The following is an 18,041-nucleotide window of genomic DNA, read 5'->3' on the forward strand; positions in this document are numbered from 1 at the left end:
TTAAGCCCCTCCTTTTCCGCCTGGCAATCGCCTGGCCGCATCCTCCAACTGCTTCACGTAATCCGCTTCGCCAATGGCTTCCTTATGTTCCCGGCGGCGAACCTCGAATTCCTCGTACTCGGCCCTGGCATGACCCTCGGCAGCCTTCTTGGTGACCTTGCCGGCATTGGGCAGCACCCTACGTTCGTTGAAACGGAGGAAGTCGTCCAGCCGCTGCTCCCAGTCCTTCATGAAAACCTGCTTGCGTCGCCGGGCCTGGTCTTCGGCAAAATCCAGCCACATGACGACAATGCGGTTCAATTCGTCGATTTCCTCGACCCGAAGATAGTTCTTGGCCGTGCCTATATCCGTTTTTCGGACTTCGCTGCCTTGCCAACTGGTCAGGCCCATGTTGGGCAGCAGGTGATCGGCGCGGCTTTTAATCAGTTCGGCGGCGGTCATGCCGGTGGCGGCAAAGTGCAACTTGTTCTGAATGACGCTAAAAAAACGGGTGGTCTCGTTCCAGGTTGGATCGTAATCCGCGGCCATGGCGAAAATTTCCCGCACCCGAAGATACATGCGCCGCTCGCTGGCGCGAATGTCTCGGACGCGCTCCAGCATCTCGTCAAAATAGTCGGGAACGGAGGAACCCTTGACTGGCGGATTCTTCAGCCGTTCGACGTCCATGGTGAAGCCCTTGACGATATATTCCGTCAAGCGCTGGGTCGCCCAGATGCGAAAACGGGTGGCCACCCTGCTCTTGACCCGGTAGCCGACCGAAATAATCATGTCGAGGTTGTAGTATTCGAGCTCGCGGCGCACGTCCCGATTGCCCTCGCGGCGAACTGTCAAATATTTTTTTACAGTTGCCTCCGGTTCAAGTTCACGCTCTTCAAAAATGGCCTGGATGTGGTGGCTGATGTTCTGTTTGCTGCTCTGAAACAGCTCGGCCATCATCTGCTGAGTCAACCAGACGGTTTCGTCCTCCAAACGAACATCCAGCCGAATTTTACCGTCCTCGGTCTGATAGACGAGAACTTCCCCTCCAATGGGCACTGCGCCATGATCGCTCATCAGCCCGCCTCCCCTACAATCTGTTCCAGCAGCCCCTCGGTTTCCTGCTCCAGAGCAAAGATGTCGGCCTTGATCTCATCCAGGGTGCGCATGGGCGCGGGCCGGTAGAAGTGGCGGGTGAAGGAGATTGCGTAGCCCACCAAAGTTTTGTCCGGGTCGATCCAGGCATCCGGGGCGTAGGGCAGTACCTCGCGCCGGAAGAACGCTTCGATGCCGCCTTCTTCCAGCAGTGGCACCTGTTCGGTGTCGCGCAGGGCGGTATCCGGCTCGTACTCGACCACGCAGTGTTTGCCGCCCACCTCGACCTCGAACAGGCCGTGGATGGGGTCGGGCGTGGTCTTGCCGGGCCTGTGAACCTTCTTCAGCACCGGCGCGGCATCCTCGCTGGTGTTGCAGAGCTCGCCTTGCAGCAGCTTCTTGTGCTTGGCCGTGAATTTGACGCCGTGCTTGTCGGCATCGATGTCGCAGGTGTCCATGAAGGCGTTGTAATCCAGGTGCGGACCGGCTCCAAGCGTCTCGGCCACGCGGCGGGCAAGGCCCACCAGCGGCTCTTCCTTGGCCTTGGCGCACGCTCGCTCGAACCGTTCCAGCCGGGCCGGGCTCAGATCAACGGCAAGACGCAGCGGACGGTCCACCGTCACCTTCCAGTAGCCGAAGGCCTCGTTGGGGAAGATCTTGGATTTCTCGGTTTCAACTGGATTGACCACCAGGTCGCAGATGGCGCGGATGTGCTCCTCGGAGAACTCGCAGTTCTTCTTGCCAAGGTTGCGGCGCAACGGCACGTACCATTCGCTGGCGTCGATGAGCTGAACCTTGCCCCGGCGCGTATCAGACTTGCGGTTGGTCAGCAGCCAGATGTAGGTGGCGATGCCGGTGTTGTAGAACGTGTTCTCCGGCAGGGCGATGATGGCCTCCAGCCAGTCGTTCTCGATGATCCAGCGGCGGATGTTGCTCTCGCCCTGACCGGCGTCGCCGGTAAAAAGTGATGAGCCGTTGTGAACCTCGGCGATGCGGCTGCCGAGGCGGGTAGTGTGCTTCATCTTGGAGAGCTTATTGACCAGGAACATGAGCTGACCGTCCGAGGAACGGGTGATCATCTTGTATTCCGGGTCGTTTGCGTGTTGGGTGACAAAGCGCGGGTCCTTGATGTCCCCCTTTCCGCCCAGGCGCTCCAGGTCGGTCTTCCAGCTCTTGCCGTAAGGCGGATTGGAAAGCATGAAATCGAATTCCTGCGACGGGAAGGCATCGCTGGAGAGCGTGGAGCCGTACTTCATGTTTTCGGCCTCGGCCCCTTCACCTTTAAGCAGTAGGTCGGCCTTGGAGATGGCGTAGGTTTCCGGCTGTACCTCCTGGCCGAACAGATGAATGGAGACATCCTTACCGTGGCTCTGGGCGAGCTCGGCGAGGCGCTCCTCCGCCACGGTCAGCATGCCGCCGGTGCCGCAAGCCCCGTCATAGACAAGGTAGGTGCCCGATTCGATGTCGCCCTTTACCGGCAGGAAGATCAGGTCGGCCATGAGCTTGACCACGTCGCGGGGCGTGAAGTGCTCTCCGGCCTCTTCGTTGTTCTCCTCGTTGAAGCGCCGGATAAGCTCCTCGAAGATGGTGCCCATGGAGTGGTTGTCGAGGGCTGGAAGGATCTCGTTGCCGTCCACGTCTTCTACCTTCTTGGGGCTGAGATTGACGCGGCCGTCGAGAAATTTCTCGATCAGGTGGCCGAGGATATCGGCCTCGATCAACGTGGGGATCTGGTTGCGGAACTTGAACTTGTCGAGGATCTCCTGGACGTTGGGCGAAAAGCCATCCAGGTAGGCTTCGAAGTCCGCCTTGAGTTGCTGTTGCTTGGCGCGGTTCTTCAGGTCGCGCAGGGTAAAGGGCGATACATTGTAAAAGGCTTCGCCTGCGGCCTGGCAGAGCGCGGCGTGCTGGTTGGCGATTCCGGCCCCGTCGAGCTGCTTCTTCATGCCGAGCACCTTTTCCTTGCTTGGCTCCAAGAGCGCGTCGAGGCGGCGGATGACCGTCATCGGCAGGATTACGTCGCGGTACTTGCCGCGCACGTAGACATCGCGCAATACGTCGTCGGCGATACCCCAGATAAAACTCACGATGCTGTTGTGGATCACATGGTTCATAGCCCGTTATTGCTCCTTGCGCTTCTTGTCGGTTTCCGCAGGCTCGGCCGCGCCGCCGGCCTTGATCCACGCGTCCACTTCGTCCTTCTTGAACTTCCAGAGACGCCCCATGCGGTGGGCGGGTAACCCTAATTTGATCCATTTGTAGACAGTGTCGCTACTGATGCCAAGGTGTTCGCAGATTTCGTGTATAGATAACCAGCGATCTTCCGAATTGGTCATTGATGGAACTCCAGATTTTCTGAAAAACGATAGGGGAAGTGATCGTGAGTATGATGAGTGCCCCCTCCAGTAGATGCTTTTTCAACTGTGCCCCATTTGAGGGAGAAGATCAAACGATTTAAGCCGATATGGGCCGTTTGTTATGTCGGACAACCGTGATGAGGTGAGGGTTTCCTCAAGACCATGGTGCTCCAATTAGTAGGGTCGCTACGCATTTGTCTACTATAAAAATAAGCTTGTTGGAGACAGCCGCAGGGAAAATTCAGGGGAAGTGGATCGAAACGATAGCAGGATAAAACATTCCACTAAAGGAGGCATTTTTGCCTCCTTTAGTGGAAACAGATGCCTTATAATTTTGTCACCACAACGAAACCAAAGGCGTCCTATGAAAACTATTGTTATGAAAAAAATTTCTCCTGCGAAAAGATTTCAACACTGATTGACGACGGCAATAGGGCGGCCTCAAATATTTTCTTGTTCATCCGCATCACAACAGCGCCTACCGCTACAGTAAACTTGGAGAAAAGACTCCCATCAAGGCGCTTTCTGCGAGTAAAGCACATATGAGGTTCCTGAACCCAGACGAAAAGCCCCAACAGCGACTGGAGAAACCGGAAACAGGCCGTTACGATTTGGTTCGTCTGATTCGCAGCGATCTCAAATTCAACATCCTCGGCGAACTGTTTTCTGTTGCGCCGGAACTAAAGCTCGGACGCTGGTGGCGACTATCGATGGCACAGAACAGAAGTTAGAGCTCTATCTGGAAAAAACCAAGGTCGATGAGTTTGACTACAAAATCCGATAATTTATTCGTTGCGTCTACGATGTCCCGGCACTAAAAAGTGTCCACGATGTGGTGGTACTCAACAGTTAATAGCTCCCCGGCATATCAGCCGGTTCATCAATGAATAGGCGCTCGCAGGCGATTTCCTGCGAGCCTTTACAGCAATGTCCTCAGTTTCGGAGTCAGTTCTTCCTAGTCAAACACACCCAGGGCATTTGGGCATGGATGGCACGGCAATGCTGGCCCACCACATTGACAAATAAAGACTGCCGCGGTTATATTTCCCATCGAGAAACTATGGCTTTTTTCAATTCCTTACAGGAGTGCAAGATGAAACCTTTTAAGGCTATGCCTTTTTTAAGTTTGCTCGTTCTTTTTTTGTTTGTTGCGGGTGATCTGCTGGCTTGTACCAGGGTGGTATATAAGGGTCCGGCTGAAAACGTGCTTACCGGGCGTACAATGGATTTTTCAATCGCCATTCCTGCCAACTTGTGGATTTTCCCGCGCGGGATGAAAAGAAGCGGTGAGGTGGGCCCAAATTCGCTGGAATGGACATCGCGCTATGGCAGTATTGCTGCCAGTTCCTGGGACATTGCCACGCCGGACGGCATGAATGAGAAAGGACTGGTCGCCAATCTTCTGTGGCTCGTGACATCGCAGTATCCTGCTTTTGACCCGTCCGGTAAAGAAAAAGGCATTACAATTGCGGCATGGGCCCAGTATGCTCTCGACAACTTTGCCACCGTTGCTGAGGCGGTGAATTCTCTTGGCAAGGAGGAGTTCGTTGTTGTCACGGATTTTATCCCCGGAACGGATAAGTTTACTACTGTCCATCTATCTCTTTCCGATCCGACCGGAGATAGCGCTATTCTGGAATATATCAATGGCAAGTTAGTTATCCATCACGACCCATCGTACCAGGTCATGACAAACGATCCCGTCTATGAGGAGCAGTTGGCCATCAAGGGCTATTGGGAACACATTCCAGGTACCGTGTTTTTGCCGGGAACCAACAGGCCCGCTGATCGTTTTGCTCGTGCCTCCTATTACATTGGTGCCATTCCCCAAACCAGCGATCCCCATATAGCCGTAGCAAGCGTGTTCAGCGTGATCAGAAATGTTTCCGTTCCCTACGGTATATCTTCAGCAGACCAGCCGCATATTTCCAGCACGCAGTGGCGGGTCGTTGCCGACCAGAAGCGGCTTGTTTACTACTTTGAAAATGTCATGACACCGAATGTACTGTGGGTTGATCTTAAAAAGGTTGATTTCAGTAACAAGGCCAGTGTCCTCAAGCTCAGCCTCGACGAGGGCCAGGTATATGCTGGTGATGCCCTGAGGTCTTTTAAGAAAGCTGTTCCTTTTAAGTTTCAGGGACTGTAGCGGTGACAATCCGTTTTTGTTGGCGTTTCTGGAGAAAATGAGATGATAAAACCAATCACCCCAGGCCTGCTGCGGCTTCGTGATCTTAGTTTAATGCTGGTGTTCTCACTAGGGATTCTCATGGGAACGGCCAGTGCGGTGGTTGCCGATGGCTGGAGCGGTCAAGTAACTCCCTATCTCTGGGCAACCGGAGTCGGCGGAGACATTACTCCTTTTCGTGGAGGACCGACTGTCTCGATAGACGACTCTTTTTCTGAAATTGTTAATGATCTGGAGGGTGCCTTTTTTCTTTCCGGGTTTGCGCGTCATGACCGTCTTGTTGTGCTCGGTGACTTCAGTTACGCATCCTTATCAAAAAAAGGCCGCTTACCGAATGGTGTTCCCGCCGAAGGTGAAATACGCCAGACATCCCTTACTCTCGAAGCCGGGTATCGCCTGGTTGATGTCGAGCGCATCCGCTTTGATGTCCTGGTAGGCGCCAGAGCCTGGTGGCTGCACAGTGCTGTGAAGATCCCTGTTGCCGGCGTCAATTATTCTAAAAGTTTCAATTTTATCGACCCGATCGTGGCTGCTCGCGCCAATGTCCGTCTGTTGCCGCAGTGGTCCGCCATTTTTTATGGTGATGTGGGAGGCTATGGCGTAGGTTCGAAGATGACAAGCCAGGTGCTCGCGACCCTCAATTATCAGGTCAATCAACATCTCTACGCTTCGGCGGGCTTTCGCCAGTTGACCGTGGATTATAAAAGTGGTGGTACTCGTGCGGACGTGACCATGTCCGGACCGCTACTGGGAGTGACCTGGCAGTTTTGATCCGGGTCCAGGTATCGGGCTTCCAGAACGCACCGCCAGGCACTGGCAAGCAATACGTTGCGGACAAGGAGGTGCGTGACGCCAACAAGCGGATTGGCGGTGTTGGCGTTCTCGGCATTGGTCTCGGTTTGCGACGAGAGTTGATTGAGGGATGCTGAAATCTCTTCCAGCGAACTGGCGGATACGGTGGCACCTTGCGACAGGGCCTGACTGGAATCGGCGACCTGGATCGGCTGAATGCCGATAATCTCAATGACATGGCGGATTTCAATGCCGTAGCCTTCGCTGGCCTGGTCAAAGGTCAGGGACCTTCCTTCCTTCGACTCTTCATCCATCGTCAATGAGTGATCATGATTTGCTACTTCGACAGCAATCATACGATTCTCTTTTCTTATCCGCCTATAACCATCGAACAACTTGTCAATAAGTGGATTCACAGTACACACATACATGATCAGATTGGCAAAGTAACAACATCAAAAACCCTACCAGTAAGGTCTGCAATAATTATCATAGCGATGTTTTGCATTAAAATAATTACATAGGGCAAGTAAGTTCATCTAATTTTACTGTAACTATGCAGCTCTATCCTTGCGCAGGGCCATCGGGAAACAATCGCGTCCCGTGATATAGGATTTCTGACCCGGTGCAGAACAGATAGCAAAAGCACAAAATAAAAAGAGCAAGGTCAAACAATGAAACCGAAAACAGAGAAAACGCCGTGGCGCAAAAACCTAACCGGACAATGCTGAAAAAAACTGAAATTTTTTGAATAGCAAGCTGTGATTTGTTTTGCATTTCCTGATAGGATTCCAGTTTGATAAAGGCTTTGCAATAAAGAGGTGCTTCCATGGCAAAAATAGAAAAACTCTTCCAGATTCTTCAGCAGCAAGGTGGTTCCGACCTGCATCTGTCACCTAACAATCCGCCGCTCATCCGCGTGTCGGGACAATTGCGACCGGCCATCAACCAGGTGCTTAACGGTGATCAGAATCGTGCCCTGGTTTACGAGATTATGAACGAAGCCCAGCGAACGGATTTCGAAGAACGCCACGATCTTGATTTTGCCTACGAAGCTGAGTCTATTAAGGCGCGTTTTCGCGCCAACATCTTCATGGGACGCCTTGGTGTCAGTGCCGTTTTCCGGATTATTCCGGCAGATATTTTAACGGTGGAGCAGTTGGGCTTGCCCCAGGGGGTGCTGGACTTCTGTGATTTCAAAAAGGGGCTGGTGCTGGTTACCGGCCCAACCGGCAGCGGTAAATCAACCACCCTGGCGGCGATGATTGATCATATCAACCGCAATCGTAGTGAGCACATTCTGACCGTTGAGGATCCGATTGAATTTGTCCACCATGGTCAGAAAAGTCTGATCAATCAACGCGAAGTCGGGGTTCATACCCGTAGTTTTGCCAGCGCCCTTAAAGCCGCTTTGCGCGAGGATCCCGATATTATCCTGGTCGGGGAAATGCGTGATCTGGAAACTATTGAACTGGCAGTTACCGCGGCGGAGACCGGTCATCTGGTGTTTGGTACCCTGCACACCAGCAGTGCTGCCAAAACCGTCGACCGCCTGGTCAATGTCTTCCCCACGACCCAGCAGGAACAGATCCGAACCATGCTGGCAGAGTCGTTGCGTGGTGTCGTCGCTCAGCAGTTATTGCGGACCCTGGATGGCAAACGCTGCGCGGCGCTGGAGATTCTCAAGGTTAATGCTGCTGCGGCCAACCTGATTCGCGAAGGAAAAACCTTCCAGATTCCCTCGATTATTCAGACCGGCAGCAAGGATGGTATGCAGTTAATGGATCAGGCGTTGCAGAAGCTGATCCATGACAAGAAGGTGTCGGTCGAAGAAGCAGCCCGTTTTGCCACGAATAAGGGGCAGTTTATGTCACAGAATACCGCGGCTGGAGGTCAATAATGGATGATCAACGGATTATTGTTGAAACCTGCGAAGTGGAACTGGTGATGGTAAATGGATTGCGCATCCATGGTGAAACCTTCCTGCAGTTGCAGGGGGTTTACCTGACCGGGCCGCAGCGGGTCGGTGAACTTCTCAACGATGAGGAGACCTTCCTGCCGCTACGCCGCGACGGTCAGGTGCAACTGGTTAATCTGGAACAGACGGTTTCAGTCTCACTCTCTGCTGAGCTGGAATTTGATCCGTTGCTGACCCTTGGAGAGGAACATCGCGTACGGGTTGAGCCGGTTGCTGGTGCTGCTATTGAAGCGAGAATTTTTGTTAATTTGCCGGGGAATAAAAGTCGGGTCAAAGATTTTCTCAATCAAAAAGTACGGTTTCTGCCATTTCTGGACAATGAACGGGTGGTTTATATTGCCCGCAAAAAAATATTGCGGGTAACTGACTAAGTTGTCGTCGGATCGGATCGATTGTCACGAGCAAATAGCTCGCGGTCAGGTCTAGAACAAAGCACACAATAGCCAAAGGTAAAAACGATGATGTTCTGGTTTATTTACGCGTTGACCGGCGCGGTGGTAGGGGTGCTGGCCGGGTTGTTAGGGATTGGAGGCGGGATCGTGATCGTACCGCTGCTCACCTTTACTTTTGTCGCCCAACAATTCCCTGAAACCTACATTCTTCATCTGGCCCTGGGGACCTCCCTGGCGACTATTATTGTCACCTCTATCTCCAGCTTTCGTGCCCATCATGCCCGCGGCTCGGTTAACTGGCCGGCAGTTAAGGGGTTGGCTCCCGGTATTCTCTTGGGCACCTTTATGGGAACCTGGGTTGCGGCCCAGCTCAGCAGTAAATTTTTAAGCGTGTTTTTTGCCTGTTTTCTCTATTACGTGGCTATTCAGATGTTGCTGAATATCGCTCCGAGCCCGTCGCGCAGTCTGCCGGGAAAAGCCGGAATGTTTGGCGTTGGCGGCGTCATCGGCGGCATTTCGAGTCTGGTGGGGATCGGTGGTGGAACCATGACGGTGCCATTTCTGGGGTGGTGCAACCAGCCGATTCACACTGCGGTGGGCACTTCAGCGGCGGTTGGTTTGCCGATAGCTATTGCCGGTACCCTGGGGTATCTGCTTAATGGTCTGTTTGTCAGCGGTTTGCCGGCGGGCAGTCTGGGCTTTATTTATCTGCCGGCACTGCTTGGCGTTGCTGTGGTGAGCTATTTCACCGCGCCCTTTGGGGTTCGGCTGGCCCATGCGTTACCTGTAGCTCGGCTGAAAAAAATCTTTGCCATTTTTCTGTTGTTGATGGGAACACGCATGGTCCTGAGCTTTTTTTAACGGGGCGCTTATACATAAAGAGGACTTGTTGATGGAAAACTTCTGGTTTGCGTTTGGTTTAACGGTTTTTGCCGGTCTGGCCACCGGGGTTGGCAGTTTGATTGCGTTTATGGCAAAACGCACAAATTATCGTTTTTTATCGGTAGCAACAGGATTCTCAGCAGGGGTTATGCTTTATGTTTCCTTTGTTGAGATTTTTGTCAAAGGGGCCAACGTTTTAACCCAGGCCTATGGTGCCTATTGGGGACACTGGGTCAATACGGCAGGTTTTTTTGGCGGCATGTTGCTGATTGGCTTGATTGATACCTTAATTCCCTCTGCAGCCAATCCCCACGAAGTTCACTCTGAAGCGGAAGTCAGCCCTCTTAAAGATGAATCGGAACCTATGCCGAAACAATTCATCAAGGATCATGGGCTGGGAAATAAAAAACTGCTGCGTATGGGCTTGTTTACTGCGTTGGCTATCACCATTCACAATTTTCCCGAAGGGCTGGCAACCTTTCTTGCAGCACTTGAGGATCCAGCTCTGGGCGTTGCTATCGCTATTGCCATCGCGTTACACAATATCCCAGAGGGAATCAGTGTTTCGGTCCCTATTTATTATGCCACCGGCAGTCGCTTCAAAGCCTTCTGGTATTCATTGCTTAGCGGTCTTGCTGAGCCCCTGGGAGCCATCATCGGTTATCTGGGCATCATCTTTTTCTTTGGTGGGACTGACGGCGTGGTGCCACCACAGGTCATGGGGATCCTGTTCAGTGGCGTTGCCGGGATTATGGTTTATATCAGTCTCGATGAGTTGCTGCCTACCAGCCGGGCTTATGGCAAAGGGCATGACAGTTTGATCGGGCTGGTCGCTGGTATGGTGGTGATGGCCTTGAGTTTATTGTTGATGATGTAGTTTTGTGGACTGATGATTACGGGCTGGCAATGGCAAAAAAACACGAACTGAGGCGCTTACAAAAGGCAGCTGCTGGCCACAGGTGGACACTGTGGTGCCTTGTTGTTCTCTTGTGCTTACTGCTGATCGGTTGCGGGGAAATCAACTATTATCGTCAGGCCGCTCTTGGTCAATGGCACTTGCTGGCTCAACGGCATGATATTGAAGAACTGCTCGCTGCGGATCAGACGCCCGCTGACCTGAAGCAGCGTCTGGAACTGGTGCAGTCCATCCGTGATTTTGCCGGCACCGAACTGTTGTTGCCTGACAATCGCAGCTATCGTACCTATGCGGACCTTAAGCGCCCCTATGCGGTCTGGAATGTTGTCGCTGCCCCCTCCCTGTCCGTTGACCCGCTCACCTGGTGTTTTCCGGTAGCCGGTTGCGTACCCTATCGCGGTTATTTTGATGAGGCCGCGGCGCACCATTTCGCTCAGGGCTTGAAAGCCAAGGGGTACGATGTTCATGTCTATGGAGTGTCCGCCTATTCAACCCTGAACTGGTTCGATGATCCTGTTCTCAACACCTTTATTCACTACCCGGAGGACCATCTGGCCGGGTTGATTTTTCATGAGCTGGCACATCAGCAGCTGTACCTTAAGGATGATAGTCCCTTTAACGAATCCTTCGCCCGGATGGTGGAGCTGGTTGGGGTAGAGCGCTGGCTCGTATTTCGTCAGCAACAGGACCAGATCAGCAGCTATCGGCAGCAGCGGGCACGTCAACAGGAATTTATTGATCTGGTATTGCAGACGCGCCGGGAGCTTGAGGCTGTGTATCACCGCAATGATGCAACGTCGGTCCAACTCACATCCAAGGAGCAGCTGTTGCGTGAATTCCGTCAGGGCTATACTCTTTTAAAACAACAATGGGGCGGGGATGAACGTTTTGACGCCTGGGTCAATCGCCCCTTAAATAACTCACACTTTGCTCTGGTGGCAACCTATCATGATTATGTGCCGGCATTTTTTGCCCTCCTTGAGCAATCTGATGGTGATTTGCAGGCTTTTTACCGCAAGGCAACAGAACTTGCCGATTTACCCTTACCTCAGCGTGACGCAGCACTACGGGTCTTGCGCCCTGCTGTGACAGAAGATGCAGTCAGCGCAGCCATGACAACAAGCCATTGATGTCAAAAATCCAGCGTCCTTTCCTGTGGGTCTAGACGACTTTCACAAAGATGTGTCTAAATATTGACACATTATCAAAAGATCATTATATTCAGCTACTGATCGGCCCCAAGTAAATACTCAGCCGTCAATAAAGATTGATGGAAAAGAGCTGCCCCCCTTTGCGCATTGGATCCCATGTTATGGCAACAAATGACGATTATTGTGGAATGATCGGCAATTCGCCGCAGATGCTGGAATTGTTTGATCTGATTGCCTGTGTAGCCGAAGAAGGTAGCAGTACGGTTCTCATTCAGGGAGAGAGCGGCACCGGGAAGGAACTGATTGCTCGTGCGGTTCATGATAACAGCCCCCGCAGAACCGGGCACTTCGTGCCGGTGAACTGTGCCGCTATCCCTGATGAGCTGCTGGAAAGCGAGCTATTTGGATATGTCAAAGGGGCTTTTACCGGGGCCATGCAGTCAAAAATCGGTCGGATTCAGCATGCTGATGGCGGCACGCTTTTTCTCGATGAGATCGGTGACATGAAATCGACCCTCCAGGCCAAGCTGTTGCGGGTGTTGCAGGAGCGCGAAGTAGAGCAGGTCGGGGGCGTGCGACCGACCAAGGTCGACGTACGGGTTATCGCCGCAACCCATCAAAATCTCGATCATCTGGTCGCGTCGGGTCGTTTCCGTGAGGATCTGTACTATCGCTTGGCCGTCATTCCGATTATTGCCCCGCCGTTGCGGGAACGGCGTAGCGATATCACTCTGTTGATCGAGCGCTTTATTGACCGTTTTACCCGGCGCAAAACCGATCGACGCACCATGTTGGATCCGCAGGCGCTGCAGAGCTTGATGGCTTTTGACTGGCCCGGTAACGTGCGCGAGTTGGAAAACCTGATTCAGCGGCTGGTGATCCTTCATCGCGGCAAGCGGATCAGTATGAAGGAATTACCGGAGAAATATCGTTGTGAACATGTCGTAGCGAACGGCGCCGATGCCGGCTGTGCTGGGCCAGGGGGAGAAATATCGACGGTGGCCGCACATCCTCAGTCTACTGCCCCCGGAATTCAATGGGGGGATGAAGGGATTGATTTTAACATGCTGATCAGTGATTTTGAGGATCGACTGATCCTCGAGGCGATTTCCCGTAGTGGGGGTAACAAGAAGGAAGCAGCACGTTTGCTGAACCTTAAGCGCACCACCCTGATCGAGAAAATCAAGAAGAAGAATTTGCCGGTCTAGCTTGCTTTCTTGAAATGAAGGGTCACCTTATCCTGAATTTCGTCGGTGCTGGCCGGAATTACCAGAATATCTCTGGCGCCATATTTAACCGCTCGTAGTACTGCCGAACGCGTCCATTCTTCACCGGCAAAAATCAGCGGTGGCAGGGTACGACCGGCCGATTGCAGTTTGATCGCTGCGGCAAATCCTTTTTCCCCCACCTGAGCCATGACCAGAAAAATTCCCAGAACCTGGTGTTGTTGCAGCAGCCCCTTGATATCATCCTGAAAACTTAGCAACCGGCAGTCGTAGGCTGCACCGGTGAGAATGTCAACAAAGGGTTGAGCCGTAGTGGGCTGATCACTTAAAATCAGAACAATGGGCGGGCCGTCGACACAAGCAGCATCTGTTGCTGCGACGGCTGCTGAGCCGACCGGGGTCTCCGGTGGTGGTCCGCCCCACTCGCCGGCGGCTGGTGGTTGTACCCCCGGTTGAACTGCGGTCGGCTGGACCGGTTCCGCCGCCGCAGCTTGAACTTCGGCAATTGTCGCGGCCGGAGCATCCAGATCAAAGAGGTCAGCCGGAAAGATCAGGTACAAGCGATGAAGCTCGTAGCCGTCCATGGCGATGGCAAAGGACGCCAGATAATAGGTGTCTTCAGCAAACGGCTGATCAGAAGAGGGGTCAATCTTGGTTGGAACAACGGCCTGGCTTTCCGTGCGGACAAAACGCAGCTGCTTCGGGAAGCGATCGAGAAAAACCTGGGTTAAGCTGCCGGCCAGGATATTGGCGATCTCACCATAGGCATCGGAAACTTCTCCGTCGAACTCCCCTTTTCCCATCTGCTCGGCGATCTGGTCATCCGGAAGCATGATCAGGGTGCCGCCCATGGCAATGGCGTCTGGGACCTGGGTGATTAAATAGCCGACCCCTTTTTTGTCACCGCTGACCTTCAGCTGAGTCAGGATCGACTTTTCCTGACATTGAGTGGCAAAGAAGTCCTCTTTGGTGGTCATGACCAGTTGGGTATCGCTGCACTTGAGGGTCTGCCCGAGCAGGGCCCCGATTTCTTCGCCAATCTGGCCGATGGTGGTGTTAAAGACCACATCGACCAGTTTTTTGGCATCGGCAAACTTCGGTTTTTGGGCGGCAGGGGGTGTTTGTGCCGCAGTTGGTGCAGCTGGTGCGGGTGGTGCAGCTGATGCGGATGGTTCGGCGGTAGGGGGTGGCTCTACAGCCGCATCGGATGGCGTTGGGGCGGTTACTTTTTCTTGGGTAGCTGCTGAGGCGGTTGGTGCTGCCGCAGCAGGCGCGGCTTCTTCCAGATCAAAAATGGGCAGAGGAACGACAAATTCAAAAACTCCCAGATCGGTTTCATCGATGGTCAGTTCACAGCTGGCAACATAATACTCTCCCGGGGGGAAGGGAGCGTCACTTTCCACGTCAATTTTGGTAGGAATCAGCTCTTCAACCGTTTTTTTTACGAAACGTACGGTTTTTGGATATTTGTCGACAAACGCCTGGGTCATGACACCGGCGATAATATTAGCTACTTCACCAAAGGCATCGGTTAATTCTCCGTCGAGTTTGCCGGATTGGACATTTTCTTCGATGATATCCTGAGGGAGCATGATCAGGGTGCCGGCCAGAACGGCGGCAGCAGAAATGCGATTGAGCAAAAAGCAGTTGCCCTCACGCTCGCCGCTGACCGTCATGCGCGTGAGGGCAGTTTTCTGGCGCGCCGGATTGCTGAACAGTTGTTCTTTTGAGCAGGTGCGAAGCTTGATGTCGGAACAGCTCAGCATTTGTCCCAACAGGGCGCCGATCTCACCGGCCAGGGTTTGCAGGCCGGCTTTACAGACTACATCTATGAGAGCCCTTTGCTTCAAAATAACCTCGCGTTGCGAAGATGAGAGCAGGGCTAGTTGAGCTGGTATTTGATCTCAACAAAAAACTGACCCTGACTGATGGTAAAAGGTATGACAACCCGCTGACTGCCTTTAGGGGCAGAGATAACGTAGGACTGCCCGGTTACTGCTGTCGGAATGGCCAATTCCAGGGCGATATTCTCTGTGCTTAGGCGTTCCTTGATGCCGCCGGCCAGCATGTTGGCAATCTCACCGAGGGCATCCTTCACGTCGGCATCCACCTCCTCCAGTTCCATGCCGAGCATCGCCCCGGTCACTGCCAGACCAACAGCACTGGGGCAGTGAATGCCGAGCATGGCAGAAAGACCACCGGTCAGACCGATCATGGCGGAGACATGACAGCCCATCGCCTGTTTGCCTGCTGCAAGCGGAGGCGAAGCAGCAATATCGATAAAGATCATGCAGTTGAAGATCTCTTCGGTTGTTTCCGTGATTATTTTAGCAAAATCCACATGGACGTCCTTGATGTTAGTGGTTTTCCTGGTTTTTTAGTCTGATCAGCTGTCTTTACGCAATTGCAGCTCGACCACAAACCCCAATCCGTCAAAAGCAAAGGGAACAGTAACGGCCTCGGCACCGGCCAGACAATCAACTGAATAGTCCTCCCCGTAGATTGCTGACGGCATCGACAGCTTGATGTCGCTACCACTGGGATCAAGAATCGACTTGATGCTTCCGGCCAGCATGTTGGCCAGTTCGCCGATAGCATCACGGACATCATCGTCAATTTCTTCTACATCCATCCCTAAAAATGCTGTCGTCACAGCCAGGGCGGCAGCATTGGTCATGTGGATGGCAAGCATTCCCTTGGTGGCTCCAGCCAGACCGACAATCCCGGAAATGCTGTTGATCAATTTGTCGTTATTGCGAATAAAGGGCTCGCCGGGGGTAACGTCCAGCATGATCATGCTGGAAAAAATCTCCTGGGTGGAATTGATAATCTCCTGTGCGTGCTCCACTATCTTCTCCTCTGTGCGGTAGCGGTTGATCTCTCACGGCGGAGAAAGCAACCATAAGGGGGTGTGCCGTTAGAGCAGGGCACCCAGGGTTTCGTTGATCAATTCCGGAGTAAAGGGTTTTTTGATGGCTCCCTTGGCTCCGTAGGATTTGGCTTCATCAATAATATCAGCGCCGGTTTCGGTAGAAATCATGACCACCGGAATGTCTTTGATGGCGGCGATTTCCGATTTGGCCTTGAGAAATTCGAGGCCGTTCATGTTGGGCATATTGATATCGCTGAGAATCACATCGACGTCGTTGGCACTTAGCACGTCGAGGGCCTCCTGGCCGTCACCTGCTTCGAGGATGGTGCTGAAATCGATGCCGGCCTGGCGCAGTGCCCGTGAAACAATTTTACGCATGGTGTTTGAATCGTCGACAATCAGGACAGTTTTACCCATTGTTAAGCTCCTTGAGAATGAATTGTTGGGGGAGTATTTGTTATTCGACTTTTTGGTGCAGGGCCGCCAGCGATTCCCCGTCGGCATAAATTTTTATCGGTTCCTCGTCACTATTGATCAGATGCCAGACCACCGTATGTTCATCCACCTCCGGCAGCTTTCCAGCTTCCAGGGTGGGCAGGCCGATCTTATATTCCTGGTTAGGGAGTAGTTTGGTCATAAACAGACCACCAATGGTATTAAGTAATTCGTTCAGAATGTCATAAGCTTGCGATGTGGTGACTTCCTCCTCATCAATACCAAAAACATTGCCGGAAATTTTTTTTAATAACCCGGCGGGCATGGCCAGGCGAATTTCTCCCTGAACCGGATCATTAATCAACATGCTGCTCCAGGTCAGGTCCGTCGCTGGTATCTCGGTCGGTGCGCCGCGCTCCTCGATCACCTCCATGAAAACCATGTTTTCCAGGGTTTGCTGGACAGCTTCAATCATGGCCGGGTAAAACTGATGCTCCTGAGTCATGCTGGTCTCCTCAATGGGGTCAGGTTAATCCAGAAAATCTTGCAGGGCGTCCATCATTATCGGCGGTGAAACCGGCTTGTTGAGCACCCGATAAGCACCGAGTTCAAGGAGTTGCGCCTCCTTGGCAGGATTGCCGGCGCTGGTGATGACAATGATCGGCATGCCGCAGAGTTTAGGGCTCGCCTTGACCCATTTGACCAGGGTTTGGCCATCCATCACCGGCATGTTCAGATCGGTCAATAACAGATCCGCCGGTTGCTCCTTGGCGGCGTCAAGCGCCTGTTTGCCGTCTTCAGCTTCAACAAATTCAGCATCGCCAAGGCCGACAATCTGCAGGCAACGTTTAATGAACATCCGTGCGGTGGCGGAGTCATCGGCAATAATTATTCGCTTCATCAGCTCTTCTCTCCTGTGTCGGATAAACCCTCCGACAGTTTATTAAACTCTGTATCTACCACCAGCATAACATTCGCCAGAATATTAGCATTGATTTGGATAAAGTCGGCGTAGTGTGGATCCAGTTTATAGCGCATGCTGTCAGAACCGGTACCGAAGCCACCCATCATGGCGATGCTGTCACCCAGATGGACAGCGTAGACCAGCGGCCGCCAGGCTTCCTCCGCCTGGGAGGGCTGGTGATGGTGACGAATGACGGCAGTCAGTTCCGGCGGCAGTTGCCATGCTTTGGCAAGGGCTTCACCGGCAATGGTATGGTCGACCCCAACCAGGTGTTCTTCTGCAGCAAGATAATCGAGGCTGTCGTGGCTGTTGATCAGCGCAACCGCCTCCGGTGCGCTGCCGCGCAGATAGTCAGAGATCAGGGCTTTGCCGATATCGTGCAGCAACCCGGCGGTAAAGGCCAGGTCAGGGCTGAGGTCTGCCCCCGACTGAATCACCACCTCGCGGGCAGCAATGGCGGCACGCAGGTCATGTTTCCACAGATCGCCTCCCACCGCTTCATAGCCCGAGAGTTCCTTGGCAAAAAGTTCACCGGCACAGCTTTCAATGGCAATACTGACGATCACCTGTTGTCCCAGATAGGAAACAGCGCGATCGACAGAGCTGATTTGATTGACCAGGCCATAGGCGGCAGAATTGACCACTTTGAGAACCCTGGCGGTCAGATTGGCATCGGTTTTCACCAGGTTGACCACGTCCATCACTTCATGATCAGGTTGCGAGGTGATCTGCAGCAGACGGCTGGCGCTGGCCGAGATCATGGGAACGGATGAAACAGTTTTCTGCAGCTCAGCCGGATTAATTTTATGGACCATAATGT

At 53.0% G+C, this 18,041-nt stretch carries 18 protein-coding genes and 2 pseudogenes; 9 read left to right on the forward strand and 11 right to left on the reverse strand.

All coding sequences use genetic code 11. The annotated features are described in order from the left end of the window. The 3 genes from ICT70_RS12960 to ICT70_RS12970 are packed head-to-tail and all read right to left on the reverse strand — an operon-like array spanning position 1 to position 3,407. The gene (locus ICT70_RS12960) at positions 1–1,053 is read right to left on the reverse strand and encodes a virulence RhuM family protein (protein ID WP_191157314.1); all 1,053 of its coding nucleotides are present in this window, start codon (positions 1,051–1,053) and stop codon (positions 1–3) included. Continuing rightward, the gene (locus ICT70_RS12965) at positions 1,053–3,185 is read right to left on the reverse strand and encodes a type I restriction-modification system subunit M (protein WP_191157316.1); all 2,133 of its coding nucleotides are present in this window, start codon (positions 3,183–3,185) and stop codon (positions 1,053–1,055) included. The genes ICT70_RS12960 and ICT70_RS12965 overlap by 1 nt, the downstream gene beginning before the upstream one ends. A 6-nt stretch (positions 3,186–3,191) precedes the next feature. Next, entirely contained in the window at positions 3,192–3,407 is a 216-nt protein-coding gene (locus ICT70_RS12970; RefSeq protein WP_191157318.1) for a helix-turn-helix transcriptional regulator, read from the reverse strand. Between the two features lie 488 nt (positions 3,408–3,895). On the opposite strand from ICT70_RS12970, the pseudogene ICT70_RS14975 reads away from it, so the two are divergent. From ICT70_RS14975 to ICT70_RS12985, 3 genes and pseudogenes are all read left to right on the forward strand, one after another. Next, positions 3,896–4,212: pseudogene (locus tag ICT70_RS14975) on the forward strand (IS481-like element ISGme9 family transposase); the annotation flags it as partial. A 309-nt stretch (positions 4,213–4,521) separates the two neighbouring features. Next, positions 4,522–5,574, forward strand: coding sequence for a linear amide C-N hydrolase (locus ICT70_RS12980; protein ID WP_191157322.1), 1,053 nt, complete (start codon positions 4,522–4,524; stop codon positions 5,572–5,574). Positions 5,575–5,616: 42 nt separating this feature from the next. After that, entirely contained in the window at positions 5,617–6,384 is a 768-nt protein-coding gene (locus tag ICT70_RS12985) for a hypothetical protein (RefSeq protein WP_224747046.1), read from the forward strand. Here ICT70_RS12985 and ICT70_RS12990 read toward each other — a convergent pair. Further along, on the reverse strand, positions 6,312–6,821 hold the full coding sequence (locus ICT70_RS12990; protein WP_337906859.1) for a hypothetical protein: 510 nt from the start codon (positions 6,819–6,821) through the stop codon (positions 6,312–6,314). The two genes, ICT70_RS12985 and ICT70_RS12990, sit on opposite strands and share 73 nt — an antisense overlap. Before the next feature lie 413 nt (positions 6,822–7,234). On the opposite strand from ICT70_RS12990, the gene ICT70_RS12995 reads away from it, so the two are divergent. The 6 genes and pseudogenes from ICT70_RS12995 to ICT70_RS13020 all read left to right on the forward strand — a co-directional run. Continuing rightward, a complete protein-coding gene (locus ICT70_RS12995) occupies positions 7,235–8,305 on the forward strand; it encodes a type IV pilus twitching motility protein PilT (protein ID WP_191157324.1) in 1,071 nt (356 codons plus the stop codon). Further along, positions 8,305–8,754 (forward strand): hypothetical protein, encoded by a 450-nt coding sequence (locus ICT70_RS13000; RefSeq protein WP_191157326.1) that lies wholly within the window; start codon positions 8,305–8,307, stop codon positions 8,752–8,754. Before ICT70_RS12995 ends, ICT70_RS13000 begins: the two co-directional genes overlap by 1 nt. 87 nt (positions 8,755–8,841) lie before the next feature. Next, a complete protein-coding gene (locus ICT70_RS13005) occupies positions 8,842–9,636 on the forward strand; it encodes a sulfite exporter TauE/SafE family protein (protein ID WP_191157328.1) in 795 nt (264 codons plus the stop codon). Between the two features lie 31 nt (positions 9,637–9,667). Further along, positions 9,668–10,534, forward strand: a complete 867-nt coding sequence (gene zupT, locus ICT70_RS13010; protein WP_191157330.1) for a zinc transporter ZupT — start codon at positions 9,668–9,670, stop codon at positions 10,532–10,534. Between the two features lie 110 nt (positions 10,535–10,644). Next, positions 10,645–11,703: an aminopeptidase gene (locus ICT70_RS13015; RefSeq protein ID WP_191157332.1), complete on the forward strand. Its 1,059-nt coding sequence runs from the start codon at positions 10,645–10,647 to the stop codon at positions 11,701–11,703. A gap of 209 nt (positions 11,704–11,912) precedes the next feature. After that, positions 11,913–12,932 (forward strand): annotated as a pseudogene (locus tag ICT70_RS13020) (sigma-54 interaction domain-containing protein); the annotation flags it as partial. Here ICT70_RS13020 and ICT70_RS13025 read toward each other — a convergent pair. The 7 genes from ICT70_RS13025 to ICT70_RS13055 form a co-directional block, all read right to left on the reverse strand. Beyond that, positions 12,929–14,800 (reverse strand): hypothetical protein, encoded by a 1,872-nt coding sequence (locus tag ICT70_RS13025; protein WP_191157336.1) that lies wholly within the window; start codon positions 14,798–14,800, stop codon positions 12,929–12,931. The pseudogene ICT70_RS13020 and the gene ICT70_RS13025 overlap by 4 nt on opposite strands. 32 nt (positions 14,801–14,832) lie before the next feature. Then, a complete protein-coding gene (locus ICT70_RS13030) occupies positions 14,833–15,291 on the reverse strand; it encodes a chemotaxis protein CheX (protein ID WP_191157338.1) in 459 nt (152 codons plus the stop codon). 45 nt (positions 15,292–15,336) lie between these two features. After that, on the reverse strand, positions 15,337–15,798 hold the full coding sequence (locus ICT70_RS13035) for a chemotaxis protein CheX (RefSeq protein WP_191157340.1): 462 nt from the start codon (positions 15,796–15,798) through the stop codon (positions 15,337–15,339). Between the two features lie 69 nt (positions 15,799–15,867). Beyond that, positions 15,868–16,239, reverse strand: a complete 372-nt coding sequence (locus ICT70_RS13040) for a response regulator (RefSeq protein WP_191157343.1) — start codon at positions 16,237–16,239, stop codon at positions 15,868–15,870. Positions 16,240–16,279: 40 nt separating this feature from the next. Then, positions 16,280–16,762 (reverse strand): chemotaxis protein CheX, encoded by a 483-nt coding sequence (locus ICT70_RS13045; RefSeq protein ID WP_191157345.1) that lies wholly within the window; start codon positions 16,760–16,762, stop codon positions 16,280–16,282. A 24-nt stretch (positions 16,763–16,786) separates the two neighbouring features. After that, complete coding sequence (locus tag ICT70_RS13050; protein WP_191157347.1) at positions 16,787–17,158, reverse strand: response regulator; 372 nt, start codon at positions 17,156–17,158, stop codon at positions 16,787–16,789. After that, positions 17,158–18,036 (reverse strand): HDOD domain-containing protein, encoded by an 879-nt coding sequence (locus ICT70_RS13055; protein WP_191157349.1) that lies wholly within the window; start codon positions 18,034–18,036, stop codon positions 17,158–17,160. The genes ICT70_RS13050 and ICT70_RS13055 overlap by 1 nt, the downstream gene beginning before the upstream one ends. Positions 18,037–18,041: the final 5 nt, after the last annotated feature.

The organism is Pelovirga terrestris (genome assembly GCF_014773365.1).
In the GTDB taxonomy this organism is placed as follows: domain Bacteria; phylum Desulfobacterota; class Desulfuromonadia; order Desulfuromonadales; family Geopsychrobacteraceae; genus Pelovirga; species Pelovirga terrestris.

Coding starts and splice junctions, on each gene's coding strand:
- ICT70_RS12970 (WP_191157318.1), bottom strand. CDS start 3,407: ATGACCAATTCGGAAGATCGCTGGTTATCTATACACGAAATCTGCGAA.
- ICT70_RS12995 (WP_191157324.1), top strand. CDS start 7,235: ATGGCAAAAATAGAAAAACTCTTCCAGATTCTTCAGCAGCAAGGTGGT.
- ICT70_RS12965 (WP_191157316.1), bottom strand. CDS start 3,185: ATGAACCATGTGATCCACAACAGCATCGTGAGTTTTATCTGGGGTATC.
- ICT70_RS13055 (WP_191157349.1), bottom strand. CDS start 18,036: ATGGTCCATAAAATTAATCCGGCTGAGCTGCAGAAAACTGTTTCATCC.
- ICT70_RS13005 (WP_191157328.1), top strand. CDS start 8,842: ATGATGTTCTGGTTTATTTACGCGTTGACCGGCGCGGTGGTAGGGGTG.
- ICT70_RS12985 (WP_224747046.1), top strand. CDS start 5,617: ATGATAAAACCAATCACCCCAGGCCTGCTGCGGCTTCGTGATCTTAGT.
- zupT (WP_191157330.1), top strand. CDS start 9,668: ATGGAAAACTTCTGGTTTGCGTTTGGTTTAACGGTTTTTGCCGGTCTG.
- ICT70_RS12980 (WP_191157322.1), top strand. CDS start 4,522: ATGAAACCTTTTAAGGCTATGCCTTTTTTAAGTTTGCTCGTTCTTTTT.
- ICT70_RS13045 (WP_191157345.1), bottom strand. CDS start 16,762: ATGACTCAGGAGCATCAGTTTTACCCGGCCATGATTGAAGCTGTCCAG.
- ICT70_RS12960 (WP_191157314.1), bottom strand. CDS start 1,053: ATGAGCGATCATGGCGCAGTGCCCATTGGAGGGGAAGTTCTCGTCTAT.
- ICT70_RS13050 (WP_191157347.1), bottom strand. CDS start 17,158: ATGAAGCGAATAATTATTGCCGATGACTCCGCCACCGCACGGATGTTC.
- ICT70_RS13000 (WP_191157326.1), top strand. CDS start 8,305: ATGGATGATCAACGGATTATTGTTGAAACCTGCGAAGTGGAACTGGTG.
- ICT70_RS13040 (WP_191157343.1), bottom strand. CDS start 16,239: ATGGGTAAAACTGTCCTGATTGTCGACGATTCAAACACCATGCGTAAA.